This window comes from Candidatus Binatia bacterium (assembly GCA_036563615.1).
GTDB lineage: Bacteria > Desulfobacterota > Binatia > UBA12015 > UBA12015 > DATCMB01.
The window spans coordinates 80543-95409 of sequence record DATCMB010000020.1 but is presented as its reverse complement, the minus strand read 5'-3'; the positions used below and the strand labels follow the sequence as shown (position 1 = coordinate 95409).

General features: G+C 70.1%; 13 protein-coding genes. 5 read left to right on the top strand and 8 right to left on the bottom strand.

Annotated features, from left to right (window positions below):
* From VIS07_17130 to guaB, 3 genes are all read right to left on the bottom strand, one after another.
* On the bottom strand, nt 1–165 hold a 165-nt coding region (locus tag VIS07_17130), incomplete at its 3' end, for an Arm DNA-binding domain-containing protein (GenBank protein HEY8517235.1).
* A 417-nt stretch (nt 166–582) separates the two neighbouring features.
* Nucleotides 583–2112: a glutamine-hydrolyzing GMP synthase gene (gene guaA, locus VIS07_17125; GenBank protein ID HEY8517234.1), complete on the bottom strand. Its 1530-nt coding sequence runs from the start codon at nt 2110–2112 to the stop codon at nt 583–585.
* 7 nt (nt 2113–2119) lie between these two features.
* Entirely contained in the window at nt 2120–3580 is a 1461-nt protein-coding gene (guaB, locus tag VIS07_17120) for an IMP dehydrogenase (GenBank protein HEY8517233.1), read from the bottom strand.
* Between the two features lie 185 nt (nt 3581–3765).
* Here guaB and VIS07_17115 point away from each other — a divergent pair, with 185 nt between their 5' ends.
* Both VIS07_17115 and VIS07_17110 read left to right on the top strand, forming a co-directional pair.
* On the top strand, nt 3766–4284 hold the full coding sequence (locus VIS07_17115; protein ID HEY8517232.1) for a gamma carbonic anhydrase family protein: 519 nt from the start codon (nt 3766–3768) through the stop codon (nt 4282–4284).
* Nucleotides 4285–4308: 24 nt separating this feature from the next.
* A complete protein-coding gene (locus VIS07_17110) occupies nt 4309–5334 on the top strand; it encodes a medium chain dehydrogenase/reductase family protein (GenBank protein ID HEY8517231.1) in 1026 nt (341 codons plus the stop codon).
* 115 nt (nt 5335–5449) lie between these two features.
* Here the strand turns inward: VIS07_17110 and VIS07_17105 are convergent, their stop codons facing one another.
* The 3 genes from VIS07_17105 to VIS07_17095 all read right to left on the bottom strand — a co-directional run bounded on the left by VIS07_17105 (nt 5450) and on the right by VIS07_17095 (nt 8238).
* Complete coding sequence (locus VIS07_17105; GenBank protein HEY8517230.1) at nt 5450–6889, bottom strand: hypothetical protein; 1440 nt, start codon at nt 6887–6889, stop codon at nt 5450–5452.
* A 40-nt stretch (nt 6890–6929) separates the two neighbouring features.
* Nucleotides 6930–7619: a hypothetical protein gene (locus VIS07_17100; protein ID HEY8517229.1), complete on the bottom strand. Its 690-nt coding sequence runs from the start codon at nt 7617–7619 to the stop codon at nt 6930–6932.
* 97 nt (nt 7620–7716) lie between these two features.
* Nucleotides 7717–8238 (bottom strand): peptidylprolyl isomerase, encoded by a 522-nt coding sequence (locus VIS07_17095; protein ID HEY8517228.1) that lies wholly within the window; start codon nt 8236–8238, stop codon nt 7717–7719.
* Between the two features lie 308 nt (nt 8239–8546).
* Between VIS07_17095 and VIS07_17090 the strand changes: the two genes are divergently transcribed.
* Both VIS07_17090 and VIS07_17085 read left to right on the top strand, forming a co-directional pair.
* Nucleotides 8547–9551, top strand: coding sequence for an LLM class flavin-dependent oxidoreductase (locus VIS07_17090; GenBank protein HEY8517227.1), 1005 nt, complete (start codon nt 8547–8549; stop codon nt 9549–9551).
* Nucleotides 9548–9862, top strand: coding sequence for a hypothetical protein (locus VIS07_17085; GenBank protein HEY8517226.1), 315 nt, complete (start codon nt 9548–9550; stop codon nt 9860–9862). Before VIS07_17090 ends, VIS07_17085 begins: the two co-directional genes overlap by 4 nt.
* 27 nt (nt 9863–9889) lie before the next feature.
* On the opposite strand, the gene typA is transcribed toward VIS07_17085, so the two are convergent.
* Nucleotides 9890–11737 carry a translational GTPase TypA gene (gene typA, locus VIS07_17080; GenBank protein HEY8517225.1) on the bottom strand — a complete coding sequence of 616 codons (1848 nt, stop codon included), beginning with the start codon at nt 11735–11737 and terminating at the stop codon, nt 9890–9892.
* Nucleotides 11738–11823: 86 nt separating this feature from the next.
* Complete coding sequence (locus tag VIS07_17075; GenBank protein ID HEY8517224.1) at nt 11824–12177, bottom strand: prepilin-type N-terminal cleavage/methylation domain-containing protein; 354 nt, start codon at nt 12175–12177, stop codon at nt 11824–11826.
* Between the two features lie 342 nt (nt 12178–12519).
* Between VIS07_17075 and VIS07_17070 the strand changes: the two genes are divergently transcribed.
* On the top strand, nt 12520–14862 hold the full coding sequence (locus VIS07_17070; GenBank protein HEY8517223.1) for a DNA topoisomerase IV subunit A: 2343 nt from the start codon (nt 12520–12522) through the stop codon (nt 14860–14862).
* Nucleotides 14863–14867 lie beyond the last annotated feature (5 nt).

Genomic DNA, 14867 nt, shown 5'->3' with positions numbered 1-14867 from the left:
GTATCGGCCGAAGGTGATGGTCTCCTGGCGCCCGTTGAGGGCGTAGTTGTAGCGGAACGAAATGGTCCCGGAGGGGGTGACGGCCACATACAGGCCGTCCCTGTCCGCCACCTTGTACAGCTTGCCCGTCGGCTTGAGGTTCCGCAGCTTGGTATCGGTCAACATGACACACACGCTCCCTTGCAACACCATGCGTCGTGCGCCCTGCTTGAACCAAAGAGAACCCCTTACAAGTCAACAGCTTACGGGGACGTACCCATGGCACGGCCATCGTGACGCACACGCTTCATCGGCCCCCAATACCATGCCCGGAAAACCCCGCGCGGAACGACAAAAATTCGTTTTACAGCAACCACTTACACGATTCCGATACCATGACCACCTGGGAACGAGGCGCATGGCATCGGCGGCGAGGCATGGCACAGGCCGGTTTCGTGCCATCGACTATGCCATGAAAAATTCGTGCTTGGCCATACCCCAGGCTGCCAGTCCGTGCCAGGTTGGAAGCACAAAAAAGCCCGCATTGACGCGGGCTTAGGCGTGTCTTGTGCCTGATCCTGCCGGTCGCTGCCGGACGTTGAATCATTCCCACTCGATCGTCGCCGGGGGCTTGGACGAGACGTCGTACACCACCCGGTTCACCCCCCTCACCTCGTTGGTGATGCGGCGCGCGATGGTCTCGAGCGTGTCGTGCGACAGACGCGCCCAGTCGGCGGTCATGCCGTCCTGGCTCTCGACCGCGCGCACCGCGATGACCTCGTCGTAGGTGCGCTCGTCGCCCTGCACGCCGACCGTCTGCACCGGCAGCAGCACCGCGAAGCCCTGCCAGATGCGGCGCGACTCGCCCGAGCGCTTGAGCTCCTCGCGCACGATCGCGTCGGCGGCGCGCACGATCGCGACGCGCTCGCGGTCGACCGGACCGACGATGCGCACCGCCAGCCCCGGTCCCGGGAACGGCTCGCGCGCGATCAGCTCCTCGGCGAGCCCGAGGTCGCGTCCGACGGCGCGCACCTCGTCCTTGAAGAGCTCGCGCAAGGGCTCGATGAGCTGGAGCTTCATGCGCTCGGGCAGACCGCCGACGTTGTGGTGCGTCTTGATCGTCGCCGACGGTCCGCGCACCGACACCGACTCGATGACGTCCGGATAGAGCGTGCCCTGCGCGAGCCAGCGCACGTCGTGGAGCTCGCGCGCCGCTTCCTCGAAGATGTCGATGAACAGGTTGCCGATCCGCTTGCGCTTGACCTCCGGATCGGTGACGCCCGCGAGCGCGGCGAAGAAGCGATCCGACGCGTCGATCGTGCGGATGTCGAGCCCGAGGTGCGCGAGCGAGTCCTCGACCATCGCGCGGTCGCCGGCGCGCAGCAGACCGGTGTCGACGAAGATGCACTTGAGCCGGTTGCCGATCGCGCGGTGCAGCAGCGCCGCCGCGACCGTCGAGTCGACGCCGCCCGAGAGCGCGCAGATCACCGTACCCTCGGGCGCCTGCTCGCGGATGCGCGCCACCGCCTGATCGATGAACGAGCCCGGCGTCCAGTCCGGCGCGGCGCCGCAGATGCCGTGCACGAAGTTCGACAGGATCTCGCTGCCGCGCTCGGTGTGCACGACCTCCGGGTGGAACTGCACGCCGAACAGCCGCCGCGTCGGATCGCGGAACGCCTGGATCGGCGCGTTGGCGCTCTCCGCGAGCCGCGTCCAGCCCGGCGGCAGCGACTCCATGCGGTCGCCGTGCGACATCCACACCGTGAGCTCGCTGCCCGGCGCGAAGCCGTGGAACAGGTCGCTGTCGTCGAGGATCGTGATCGGCGTGCGGCCGTACTCGCGCCGCTCCGCGCGCTCGACGGACGCCCCGGCCGAGACGTTCAGGATCCCCATGCCGTAGCAGATGCCGAGCACCGGGACGCCGAGGTCGAGGATGCCCTGCGCGACCTTCGGCGCCGTCGGCACGTAGACGCTCGCCGGCCCACCCGAGAGGATGATGCCCTTCGGCTTGCGCTGCGCGACCTGCTCGACGTCGACCGTGCAGGGAAGGATCTCGCAGTAGACGCGCGACTCGCGGACGCGGCGCGCGATGAGCTGCGTGTACTGGCTGCCGAAGTCGAGGACCAGGATCATGTCGGCGTCAATCCAAGCGGTAGTTCGGGGCTTCCTTGGTGACGATCACGTCGTGCACGTGGCTCTCGCGGTGCGCGGCCTCGCTGATGCGGATGAAGCGCGACTTGGTGCGCAGCTCCTCGAGGTTGCGGCAGCCCAGATAGCCCATGCCGGCGCGCAGCCCGCCGACCAGCTGGTGCACGTTGGAAGCGAGCGAGCCCTTGTACGGGACGCGTCCCTCGATGCCTTCCGGCACGAGCTTCAGCGTCTCCTCGTCCTCCTGGAAGTAGCGGTCGCGGCTGCCGGCGGCCATCGCGCCGAGCGAGCCCATGCCGCGGTACATCTTGTAGGTGCGGCCGCCGTAGAGGATGGTCTCGCCCGGGCTCTCCTCGGTGCCCGCGAACAGGCTGCCGATCATCACCGCGTGCGCGCCCGCGGCGAGCGACTTCACGATGTCGCCCGAGAAGCGGATGCCGCCGTCGGCGATCATCGGGATGCCGGCCTGGTGCGCGACGCGCGCGACGTCGAGCAGCGCCGTGATCTGCGGCATGCCGACGCCGGAGATGATGCGGGTCGTGCAGATCGAGCCGACGCCCATGCCGACCTTGACCGCGTCGGCGCCGGCGTCGATCAGCGCCTTCGCCGCCTCGCCCGTACCGATGTTGCCGGCGACGACGTCGAGGTCGGGATAGCGGCTCTTGATCTGCTTCACCGTGCGCAGCACGTTGGCGGAATGGCCGTGCGCGGTGTCGACGCAGATCACGTCCACGCCCGCCTCGACGAGCGCGGCGGCCCTCTCCTCCCAGTCGGGACCGACGCCGACCGCGGCGCCGACGCGCAGACGCCCGCGCTCGTCACGACACGCGTGCGGGAACTGGGTCGTCTTCTCGATGTCCTTGACGGTGATGAGCCCGATCAGGCGCTGCTGCTCGTCGACCACGAGCAGCTTCTCGATGCGGTGCTCGTGCAGGATGTTCTTCGCCTCTTCGAGCGTGACGCCGGGACGCGCGGTGATGAGGTTGTCCTTGGTCATCACCTCGCTGACGGGACGGTCGAGGCGGCGCTCGAAGCGCAGGTCACGGTTGGTGAGGATGCCGACCAGGCGGCCGTCGCGCGTCACCGGCAGACCCGAGATCTGCGCGCGCCGCATGACGGCGAGCGCTTCGCGGATCGTCTGGTCCGGATCGACGGTGAGCGGCTCCGACACCATGCCGCTCTCGAACTTCTTCACCTGCGCGACCTCGGCCGCCTGCGTGGCGATCGGCAGGTTCTTGTGCACGAAGCCGATGCCGCCCTCCTGCGCCATCGCGATCGCGGTGCGCGACTCGGTGACGGTGTCCATCGCCGCCGAGACGAGCGGGATCTGAAGCGCGATGCGTCGCGTGAGCTGCGTCGCGACGTCGGTCATGCGCGGCAGCACGTCGGACGCTGCGGGGACGAGCAGGACGTCGTCGAACGTGAGCCCTTCGCCGAGAGGATGAAGTTCCATTGCCCTACCTCTCAAACGAAGAAGCCCAAACCGACGGCCGGGCTTCGTCGTGGCTGTGCGTGCTTTCGTTGCGAACGGACGCGATCGGGACTAGCCATAGTTGCCCCTATCAAAGCGCAATCCGTGTGGCAAGGTTCGGGGGCGCGCAACAACATGTTGTGGTCATACTCGAGGAGCACATCCGCATGATCCGCGCCTTCGCAGACCGCGAGCCCAACGTCGATCCCACCGCCATCGTCTTCGAGGGCGCGACCGTCGTCGGACGCGTGACGATCGGCGCGCAATCGAGCGTCTGGTTCGGCGCCGTGGTGCGCGGCGACGTGCACGACGTGACGATCGGCGCGCGCACGAACGTTCAGGACCGCGCCGTCATCCACGTCACCACCGATCGCTTCGCGACCCGCATCGGCGACGACGTGACGATCGGCCACGCCGCGGTGCTGCACGGCTGCACCGTCGCCGATCGCGTGCTGATCGGCATCGGCGCGATCGTGCTCGACGGCGTGGAGATCGGCGAGGACTGCATGATCGGCGCGGGCGCGCTGGTGACGCCGGGCACCAAGATCCCGGCTGGACATCTGGCGGTCGGCTCGCCGGCGCGCGTCAAGCGTCCGCTCGAGCCCGCCGAGCTCGAGCACCTGCGGCGCTCGGCCGCCAACTACGTCGCGCTCTCGGCACGCTACCGCGCGCTCGGCATCGCCTGACGGCGCGCGCGAAGGAGCCTCCGCATGCGACAGGTATGGATCACCAAGGTCGGTCCTCCCGAGGTGCTCAAGGTGCGGGAGACCACCGATCCCAACCCTGGCCCCGGACAGGTCCGCATCCGCGTCGCCGCGAGCGGCATCAACTTCGCCGACGTCTCGGCGCGGCTCGGCTTCTACCCCGACGCGCCGAAGGTCCCGTGCGTCGTCGGCTACGAGGTCGCGGGCACGATCGACGCGATCGGCCCCGGCGTCGCGAGCGCACGCGTCGGCGAGGAGGTGCTCGCCCTCACCCGCTTCGGCGGCTACTCGGACGTCGTCGTCGTGCCCGAGAAGCAGGCGGTGCGCCGTCCGCCCGGGCTCGACGCGCAGACCGCGGCCGCGATCCCGGTCAACTACCTCACGGCCTACCAGATGATCTTCGAGATGGGCCGCGTGCGTCCGGGCGATCGCGTGCTGATCCACCAGGCCGCCGGCGGCGTGGGGCTCGCCGCGATCGACCTGTGCAACGTGATCGGCGGCGTCGAGACCTACGGCACGGCGTCGGCGAGCAAGCACGACTTCGTGCGCGAGCGCGGGCTCACGCACGCGATCGACTACCGCACGCAGGACTACGAGCTCGAGGTCGCGCGCCTCTCCGGCGGACGCGGCGTCGACCTGATCCTCGACCCGATCGGCGGCGACTCGTGGCGCAAGGGCCTGCGCCTGCTCGCGCCGACGGGACGCCTCGTCTGCTTCGGCATGTCGTCGGCGGCGACCGGCAAGGAGCGCTCGCTGCTCGGCGGGATCCGCGCGCTCGCGTCGGTGCCGTGGCTGCAGATCAATCCCGTGTCGCTGATGAACGGCAACAAGGGCGTGCTCGGCGTCAACCTCGGGCGGATGTGGGACCAGGTCGACCGCCTGTCGAGCTGGCTCGACACGATCCTGCGCTGGTGGGCCGAGGGCAAGGTGCGGCCGCACGTCGACCGCGCGTTCTCGTTCGCCGAGGCGCCGGCGGCGCACGCGTACATCCAGGAGCGCCGCAACATCGGCAAGGTCGTGCTGGTGCCCTGACGGCGGCGCGTGGTCACGCCGGCGCCACGCGCGCGAGACCGTCCGCGGCGACGCTAGGCGACGTCGGCGAGCGCGCGCGCGACGTCCGCGGATCGTCGCACGCGCGCGGCGCGCCTCACGGCAGCGGCTGCCGCGCCGCCACCGGCCAGTCGGGGCGCGGCGGGATGTAGTCGGTCAGCGGCGGCGGCGTGAACTCCGTGTCGAAGTTGCACTGCGACGGGCTCGCCCCGGGCAGCGACAGGCAGCGCGCGAGCACGTCCGCCGTGGTCGGCTTGTCCTCGTTCGGCGTGCCGTAGCTGTCGAGCCACTCGAGGTACTCCTCGACCACCGCGCGCAGCTCGTACGGCGTGAACACGCAGTGCCCGCCCGTGCTGCCCCAGATCATCGCGTGGTCCTTGCCGGCCATCTTCGCGGCGTCGTCGTAGACCTTCTGGAAGGACGGCGTGCAGATGTGATCGCTGACCCCCGAGAACGAGAGGATCGGATAGTTCACGCGCCGCGCCGCCCCGTGCTTGAAGTCGAGGAACGAGTTCTGGGACATCTTGCGGCGCCCCGGGCCGGGGCCGAAGCGCGGCACCCAGGCGTCGAAGTCCTCGCCGAAGTAGCGGCCGTAGTCGACGGTCTGGTTCCACCCCGGCCGACGGCCGCGCAACGCCTTGCGGTCTTTGACCATCTGCCCCATCGCGAGCACCGAGAAGCCCATCACGTGCACCAGGTTGGAGTGCGGTCCCGGGATCTTCGTGAGCTCGTACATGGCGTCGAGCCGCGCCTTCTGCGCCGCGGCCTCGACCGGATCCGCGCTCGGCGCGAGCCAGCCGAGGCAGGTGTTCATGATCAGCGCGAACTCGACCTCCGCGAGCTCGGGGTCGCCGACGTCGGGCAGGCTGTCGAAGGTGCCGCCGGGGACGTCCTTGCACAGGTAGTCGTAGACCAGCCGGATGTCGGTCGCCGAGTCGACGGTCGCCAGGCCGCCGGCCGACGCCGAGCACAGCGGAATCGCGCCGTGGATCAGGCGGCCCGGCTCGAGACGCATCGTCGCGTCGACGGTCACCGCGCCGCCGCCCGAGACGCCGGTGACGATGATCCGCTTCACCTTGCCCGGGCGCTTGCTGCGCAGGAACTTGATCACCGCCTTGAGATCGAAGCGGCTGTTGAACGCGCTCCAGCTCGTCTGGCTGAACGTCGACGCCGCCACCGCCTTGCCCTTCGGCAGCAGGATCTGGTCGAAGCCCAGCATCGAGATCTTGTGGCACACGCCCGGTCCGACGCCGCGGCAATCGGCGTCGGTCTGGCAGGCGCGCCCGGGATTCCCCCTGCACGTGTTGTGCGGCGCGATGGTCAGCGGATCGAGCTCGAGGCCGTGGTTCACGAGGAAGACGTCGCCGTCCCAGGGCTCGGGCACGAGGATGCGGAAGTGCGAGCCGTTGCGCACGCTGCCGAGGTACTCCGTGCAGGCGACGCCGCCCGCGCACTGCGCGCCGGCGTCGGCCGCGGCGAGCAGCGCGCCCGCGAGCATCACGACCACGAAGCGAACGGAACGAATCAGGCGGGACATGTGGGGTTCCCTCCGGCGAGCGTGCGACTCGGCGCGCCGCTCATGACGTCGGTGAAGGGTCACGCTGGAGCCGGCCGCCGGCGTCGCGGGTGATGGTGATGCCCGGCTCCGCGGCGCGGGCGCGCTCGAGCATCTCCGCGGCCCCGAACGGGTCGGGTCGCAGCGCCAGCGCGTTGGCGAGCGCAATCCAAAGATCCGCGTTCGCGGGATCGCCCTCGGCGGCGGCGCGCAGGTTGGCTTCCGCGCGCCGGCTCGCGCCGAGCTCGAGGTAGAGCGTGCCGAGCGCGGCGTGGGTCTCGACGCTGGGCGCGAGCTCGACCGCTTCCTGCAGCAGCGCGAGCTGTCTGCGCAGGTCGCCGCGGCGGCGCGCCTCGCGGGCGTCCTCGAGCAGTGCGCGCGCCGCGTCGCGTGCGGCGACGTCGTCGAGCTCGTCGAGACGCGGCGGCGGCGCGGTGGTCGCGCCGAGCGTCGAGGCTGCGGGCGCGCTCGGCGCTGCGGGTTCAGACGACTGCGGCGCAGCGGCCGCGGCCGTAGCGGTGGCGGAATCGGTGCCCCGCGCGCGGCCGGCGCTCGCGTCGGCGTCCGGCGACGACGCCGACGACGCGGGCGCGACCTGCGTCGCGACCCGCGCACGCTCGGGCGAGCGCACCGTCGCGAGCGCCGCCACGAGCAAGGCGACGAGCACGGCGAGGGAGAGCCACGGTCGCGACGCGACCCCGCTGCGCAGCACGGCGTTCCTCATACGGGGCGCGCGAACGTAGACGCCGCGCTTTCCGGCAGTCAAGCGCGAAGCGACGTCGCGCGCCCGAGGAGCGGCCGAACGGGCGTCAGCTGCTCTTGACCTTGATGCTCTTGATGACGACCGGCTCGGCCGGGACGTCCTGGTGCATCCCCTTGCTGGTGGTCTGCACGTTCTCGATCTTGTGCACCACGTCCATGCCGGAGATCACCTTGCCGAACACCGCGTAGCCCCAGCCCTGCGGCGTCTTGCTCTTGAAGTCGAGGAAGCCGTTGTCCTTGACATTGATGAAGAACTGCGACGTCGCGCTGTCGGGGACGCTGGTGCGCGCCATCGCGAGCGTGCCGGTCACGTTCTTGAGCCCGTTGTCGGCCTCGTTCTTGATCGGCGCCTTGGTCGGCTTCTGATTCATGTCCGGCGTGAGGCCGCCGCCCTGGATCATGAAGCCCTTGATCACGCGGTGGAAGATCGTGCCGTCGTAGTGGCCGTCCTCCGCGTAGGAGAGGAAGTTCTTCACCGTCTCCGGCGCCTCGTCGGGGTAGAGCTCGGCCTCGATGTCGCCCATCGACGTCGAGATCACGACCACCGGGTTCTTGCCCGTCTGCGTCATCTTCTCACCTTCCTTCTGCGCCGTCGGGGCGCTCGTGGGCGCCGGATCGGCGGCACCGGCGACGGCGACGGCGAGGAGCAGCGTGAACGACGCAGCCAGTGCGGCGATGGAGCGGCTTCTCATCGTTACCTCCTGTGCGAGCGTCGCGCTGCTCTACCGGTAGCGCCGCCGGGGGTCAATGCAGGTCGAGCGAACCGCCCGCGCGCGACGCTGGTCCGATCGTGACACCGCGGCTGCCGCTTGTGCGAGCGCGGCACGCCGTCTAGTCGTGCGCGAGGCCGCACGTCTCGTGGCCGCAGGAGAGACACATGCCACGCAAGATCAGCATCGCGCTCGACTGGCAGCAGCTGTCCGACCGCGACCGCCTGCTCCGCCAGGTCGAGATCGCCGACCGCGTCGGCGTCGACACGGTTTGGGTCGCGGAGGCCTGGGGCCGCGACGCGTTCACCATCCTGACGCTGCTCGCGACCCGCACCTCGCGCATCAAGCTCGGCACCGGCATCGTCAACGTCTACTCGCGCACGCCGGCCGCGCTCGCGCAGCACTTCGCGACCCTCGACGAGCTCTCCGGCGGCCGCGTCATCGCCGGCCTCGGGACCAGCGGTCCGCAGGTCATCGAGCACTTCCACGGCGTCCCCTTCAAGCCCGCGCTCGCGCGCATGCGGGAGACGATCCAGATCATCAACATGCTGATGGCGGGCGAGCCGCTGAAGTTCCGCGGCAAGCTGTTCCACCTCGAGCGCGGCTTCACGCTGCGCTTCCAGCCGGTGCGCAAGCACGTCCCGATCTGGATCGCGTCGCTCAACCCGGGCGCGCTGAAGCTCACCGCCGAGCTCGCCGACGGCTGGATGCCGATCATGATCCCGCACCAGCAGCTCGCGAGCGAGATCGCGTCGTTCCGCGAGCGCGTCACCGCCGCCGGACGTCCGGCCGACGCGGTCACGGTGCGCGCGCCCGACCGCGTGGTGGTCGCGCTCGACGATCCCGCCAAGGCGCGGCGCGCGGCCGCCGGCACGCTCGCCTTCTACATCGCGCGCATGGGGACCTTCTACGGCGCGCAGCTCGAGCGCTTCGGCTGGGGCGACGCCGTCGCGGCGGTGCGCAAGGCGTGGAGCGAGCGCGGCAGCGAGGCCGGCATCGACGCCGTCCCCGACGCGCTGCTCGACCAGATCACGACCGTCGGCTCGGTCGCGGAGTGCGCGGCGCGCCTCGATCAGGAAGCCGCCGCCGGCGTCGGCCTGCACAACGTCAGCGTGCAGACGCGCTCGGAAGCGGAGTACGAGCGCGCGCTCGGCGAGCTGGTCGGGGCGTGAGCGCGCGCGTGGGCGAGAAGAAGGCGTGCGAGCTCTGCGAGCTCGCACGCACGACCCGCTGGTACGCGCAGTTCTTCGAGCCCTTCCCCTTCACCGTCCTCGACTGCGACTCGTGCGACGTGCCGATGGCCGTGCTCGGCGAGCACCGCGCCACGGTGAGCGCGGAGGAGCGCGCCGTGATGGAGCGAGCGCTGCGCCTGATCGGCGACAACCTGCAGCTCGGCGAGCTCTACTTCGACGACCACATGCGGCAGATTCCCGAGCACTACCACCTGCACGCGCGCGTCAAGCCAAGATGGTGGCCGCGCTAGACGAGCCTCGCGGGGACGCGCCCCGCCCTACTCTTCCTTGCGTCGCTTCGGGCGGTGCGCCTGCGACAGGATCCGCTTGCGGATGCGGATCGACTCCGGCGTCACCTCGACCAGCTCGTCGTCGGCGATCCAGTCGAGCGCGTCCTCGAGGCCCATCTGGCGCGGCGGCGTGAGGCGCACGGCCTCGTCGTGTCCCGCCGCGCGGATGTTGGTCAGCTTCTTCTCGCGCGTGATGTTCACGTCGAGGTCGCCCGCGCGCGAGTACTCGCCGATCACCATGCCCTCGTAGACGCGCGTGCCGGGCGAGATGAACATCGTGCCGCGCTCCTGCAGGTGGAAGATCGCGTACGGCGTCGCGACGCCCTCGCGGTCGGCGACCATGGCGCCGTTCGTGCGCCGCTGGATCTCGCCGGCCCACGGCGCCCAGCCGTCGAACATCGCGTTGATGATGCCGGTGCCGCGCGTGTCGGTGAGGAACGACGAGCGGAAGCCGATCAGGCCGCGTGACGGCACGCTGAACTCGAGCCGCACGCGTCCCGACGACGGCGGGCTCATCTTGGTCATCACGCCGCGCCGCATGGCGAGGAGCTGCGAGACGACGCCGATGTACTCCTCCGGCAGGTCGATGACCGCGACCTCCATCGGCTCGAGCACCTGGTCGTTCTCCTTGCGCGTGAGGACGTCGGGCTTCGACACCTCGAGCTCGTAGCCCTCGCGCCGCATGGTCTCGATGAGCACCGCGAGCTGCAGCTCGCCGCGTCCCGAGACGCGCAGGCGATCCGGCTGCTCCGTGTCCTCGACGCGGATCGAGACGTTGCGCCGCGCCTCGGTCTCGAGCCGCTCGCGCAGCTTGCGCGAGGTCACCCACTGCCCCTCGCGTCCCGCCCACGGCGAGGTATTGACGCCGAAGATCATCGTGATCGTCGGCTCGTCGATGCGCAGGCGCGGCGCCGCGACCGGACGCTCGCGGTCCGCCACCGTGTCGCCGATCTGGATGTCCTCGATGCCGGCGAGCGCGACGATGTCGCCCGCCTGCGCGCGCTCGAGGTTGATGCGCTTGAGGCCGATCCAGCCGTAGAGGTTGGTGAGCTTCGCCGTGCGGACGCCGTCGGCGCCGCACACCGCGTAGGTCTGTCCGGCGACCAGCTCGCCGGCGAGCACGCGTCCGAGCGCCAGGCGTCCGACGTAGTCGTCGTAGTCGAGGTTGTTCGCCTGGAACTGCGTCGGCGCGCCGGGATCGACGAGCGGTCCCGGCAGCTCGTTGAGGATCGCGTCGAACAGGGGACGGAGATCGCTCGACGGGTCCTCGAGCGAGCGCTTGGCGATGCCCTCGCGCGCGATCGTGTAGACCACCGGGAACTCGAGCTGCTCCTCGGTCGCGTCGAGGTCGATGAACAGCCCGTAGACCTCGTCGAGCACCTCGGCGACGCGCGCGTCCGCACGGTCGATCTTGTTGATGCAAACGATCGGCGGCAGGCCGCGCTCGAGCGCCTTGCGCAGCACGAAGCGCGTCTGCGGCAGCGGCCCCTCGGACGCGTCGACCAGCAGCAGGACGCCGTCGACCATCGCGAGCGTGCGCTCGACCTCGCCGCCGAAATCGGCGTGCCCGGGGGTGTCGATGATGTTGATCTTCACGCCGCGGTAGGTGACCGCGGTGTTCTTGGCGAGGATCGTCAGCCCGCGCTCGCGCTCGATCGCGTTCGAGTCCATCACTCGCTCGGCGACCTGCTCGTTGGCGCGGAAGATCCCGCTCTGGCGTAGCAGCGCGTCGACCAGCGTGGTCTTGCCGTGGTCGACGTGCGCGATGATCGCGACGTTGCGGACGTCCTCGCGACGCTGGACGCCCGAGGTCGCGGCGGTTTCTTCGGCCTTCACTTTGGGGGCGGTAACAGAGCCCCCGGCGCCTCGCTACGGGCGCGGCTCGTTCTTCCCGCGGATGCTGCTCCTTCGCTGCGGCGCAGCTACGGCTGCAGCCCGCCCGCCCCCGAGTCCCAGGTGAAGGTGCGCGTCCCGAGCGGGTGGTGCGAGGTCGCGCGGAAGCGCTGCGGGCCCGCGTCGGTGACCGTCAAGACAACCCCGGTCGGTGGGTAGTACGGCGGCAGCTCGGCCACGTCGGTCGTGTAGCGCCCGTTCGACGCGAAGAAGACCTCCTCCGCCCGGGCCAGGTTCGCGAGCCCGCTGATCGCGTGCGCGTCGTAGCCGTCCGCCCGGTAGGACGAGAAGGTCGGGATCGCGATCGCGGCGAGGATGGCGATGATCGCGACCACGACCAGCAGCTCGACCAGCGTGAAGCCCTCTTGCGCTCTCTTGCTCATCGTCCTCATCGCCGTCTTCGGCCCACCGCGTGCCACACCGTCCTACGCTCCCCCACGGCTCGACGTCCGGACGCCGCGCCGCCGACGAGTGCAAAGCGCGGGCCGTCGTCACGCGACACGTAGCAACGCGGCCGCGTTCACGTTCGAACGGCGCACAACCCCGCGAAACGCTTGCCCCTCGCACCCCGGAGCGACGCAATCGCAACCCGATGGCCGCGATTTGTCATCGCCGGGGCGCAACGCGGCCGTTGCGATGCACCGAGCGGTTGCGCTGGCGAAACGTCTGCGCAACGCCTAGAAGCCGCCGAGGAGGTTCCCGGCCTTCGCCGGGTGGGGGATGGGATGAGCGACGTCAGCGAGCAACCGACGAGCGCCGCCGACCTGCGCACCGCGGCGGAGCAGCGCTACCTGGCCTACGCCCTCTCCGTCATCACCTCGCGCGCGCTGCCCGACGTCCGCGACGGTCTCAAGCCCGTGCAGAGGCGAATTCTGTACGCGATGTACCAGAACCTTCGCCTCGGGGCCGGGGCGAAGCCGCGCAAGTCGGCGCAGATCGTCGGCGAGGTGATCGGCAAGTACCACCCGCACGGCGACACCGCAGCGTACGATGCGATGGTGCGCATGGCGCAGGACTTCTCGCTGCGCTACCCGCTCGTGCACGGCGAGGGCAACTTCGGCTCGCTCGACGGCGACGCGCCCGCCGCCTACCGCTACACCGAGGCGCGTCTCACGGCGATCGCCGAGGAGATGCTCGCCGACCTCGGCTCCGACACCGTCGACTGGCGCGCGAACTACGACGCGACCATCGAGGAGCCGATCGTCCTGCCGAGCCGCATTCCGCAGCTGCTGATGAACGGCTCGACGGGAATCGCGGTCGGCATGGCGACCAACATCCCGCCGCACAACCTGACCGAGGTGTGCGACGCGCTGGTCGCGATGATCGACGAGCCCGACATCGACGTGAAGGGCTTGCTCAAGCACATCAAGGGTCCGGACTTCCCGACCGGCGGCGAGCTGCTGTCGAGCAAGGCCGAGGTCCGCAACGTCTACGAGACCGGCCAGGGCGCGCTGCGCCTGCGCAGCCAGTACAAGGTCGAGACCCTGCCGCGCGGCAAGCGCCAGGTCGTCGTGACCTCGGTGCCCTACACGGTCAACAAGGCGTCGGTGATCGAGCAGATCGCGTCGCTGATCATCGAGCGCAAGCTGCCGCAGGTGGTCGACGTGCGCGACGAGTCGACCACCGACGTGCGCATCGTCCTCGAGCTCAAGTCCGACGCCGAGCCCGAGGTCGCGATGGCGTACCTCTTCAAGCACACCGACCTGCAGATCAACTTCAACGTCAACCTGACGTGCCTGATGCCGACCGAGAGCTCGCAGGTCGGACAGCCGGGCCGCGTGTCGCTGCGCGAGCTGTGCCGCCACTTCCTCGACTTCCGCATGCAGGTGGTGACGCGGCGCCTCGAGTTCGAGAAGCGCAAGCTGCTCGCGCGCCTGCACATCCTCGACGGCTTCATCAAGATCTACGACAACCTCGACGAGGCGATCCGCATCATCCGCAAGGCCGAGAGCCGCGCCGACGCGGCGGCCAAGCTGATGAAGCGCTTCTCGCTCGACGAGGAGCAGGTCGACGCGATCCTCGAGCTGCGCCTCTACCAGCTCGCGCGCCTCGAGATCGACAAGATCCGCAGCGAGCGCGAGGAGAAGCAGAAGCGCCTCGCCGAGGTCGAGCGGCTGCTGAAGAAGCCCGCCGAGCGCTGGAAGCTGATCCGCGGCGAGATCACCGACATCAAGAATAAATACGGCGACAAGCGCCGCACCGTGGTGTCGGCGAGCGGCCGCGAGGAGCTCGCCTACGATCCGAACGCCTACATCGTGCACGAGGAGGCGACGGTGCTGCTGTCGCGCGACGGCTGGATCCGGCGCGTGCGCGAGCTCAAGGATCCGTCGAGCGCGCGGCTGCGCGAGGGCGACGCGCTGTGGGCGATCCACCAGGGCAGCACGCGCGACCGCATCGCGCTGTTCTCGAGCAAGGGCGTGCTCTACGTGATGCCGGTGACCGACGTGCCGGCGACGACCGGCTACGGCGAGCCCGTGCAGTCGATGTTCAAGTTCGGCGACGGCGAGCGCGTCGTCGCCTCGCTGCTCGTGCCCGCCCCGCCCGCGGGCAACGGCAAGGACGAGGACGGCGGCAAGCGCAGCGGCAAGCGCGGCCAGGGCGACCTCTTCGACGGCGGCGAGGTCATCGAGCTCACCGAGGAGGCCCGGCCGCTGCTCGTCGTCTCGGCCGCGGGCTACGGCTTCCGCACCACGCCCGACCTCTCGGTGACGACCCGCGCCGGGCGTCGCTTCGCGCGTGTCGCGGACGGCGACGAGCTGGTCGCGGTCACCGGCGTCGAGGGGCCGGAGGTCTTCTGCCTCGCGCGCAGCGGCAAGGGCCTGCGCTTCCCGGTCGAGGAGGCGGCGGAGCTCTCGGGCGCGGGTCGCGGCGTCATCCTGATGCGGCTCGATCCGCAGGACCGCGTCGTGGGCGCGGTCGTGCCGCCGCCGCGCACGAAGCTCGTCATCGGGATCGAGGGCGGCCCCGAGCGCACGGTCGCGCCCGACGACTTCCCGGCCGCGCACCGCGCGGGCAAGGGCTACAAGGTCGTCAAGCGCGGCGTGCCGAGCGCGCTGCGTGCCGAATGAGGTCC

Bases quoted from the DNA above. Each gene is read 5' to 3' on its own strand.
- VIS07_17095 (HEY8517228.1), bottom strand. From the start codon at position 8,238: ATGACGCAGACGGGCAAGAACCCGGTGGTCGTGATCTCGACGTCGATG.
- VIS07_17090 (HEY8517227.1), top strand. From the start codon at position 8,547: ATGCCACGCAAGATCAGCATCGCGCTCGACTGGCAGCAGCTGTCCGAC.
- VIS07_17110 (HEY8517231.1), top strand. From the start codon at position 4,309: ATGCGACAGGTATGGATCACCAAGGTCGGTCCTCCCGAGGTGCTCAAG.
- VIS07_17115 (HEY8517232.1), top strand. From the start codon at position 3,766: ATGATCCGCGCCTTCGCAGACCGCGAGCCCAACGTCGATCCCACCGCC.
- guaB (HEY8517233.1), bottom strand. From the start codon at position 3,580: ATGGAACTTCATCCTCTCGGCGAAGGGCTCACGTTCGACGACGTCCTG.
- VIS07_17105 (HEY8517230.1), bottom strand. From the start codon at position 6,889: ATGTCCCGCCTGATTCGTTCCGTTCGCTTCGTGGTCGTGATGCTCGCG.
- guaA (HEY8517234.1), bottom strand. From the start codon at position 2,112: ATGATCCTGGTCCTCGACTTCGGCAGCCAGTACACGCAGCTCATCGCG.
- VIS07_17075 (HEY8517224.1), bottom strand. From the start codon at position 12,177: ATGAGCAAGAGAGCGCAAGAGGGCTTCACGCTGGTCGAGCTGCTGGTC.
- VIS07_17070 (HEY8517223.1), top strand. From the start codon at position 12,520: ATGAGCGACGTCAGCGAGCAACCGACGAGCGCCGCCGACCTGCGCACC.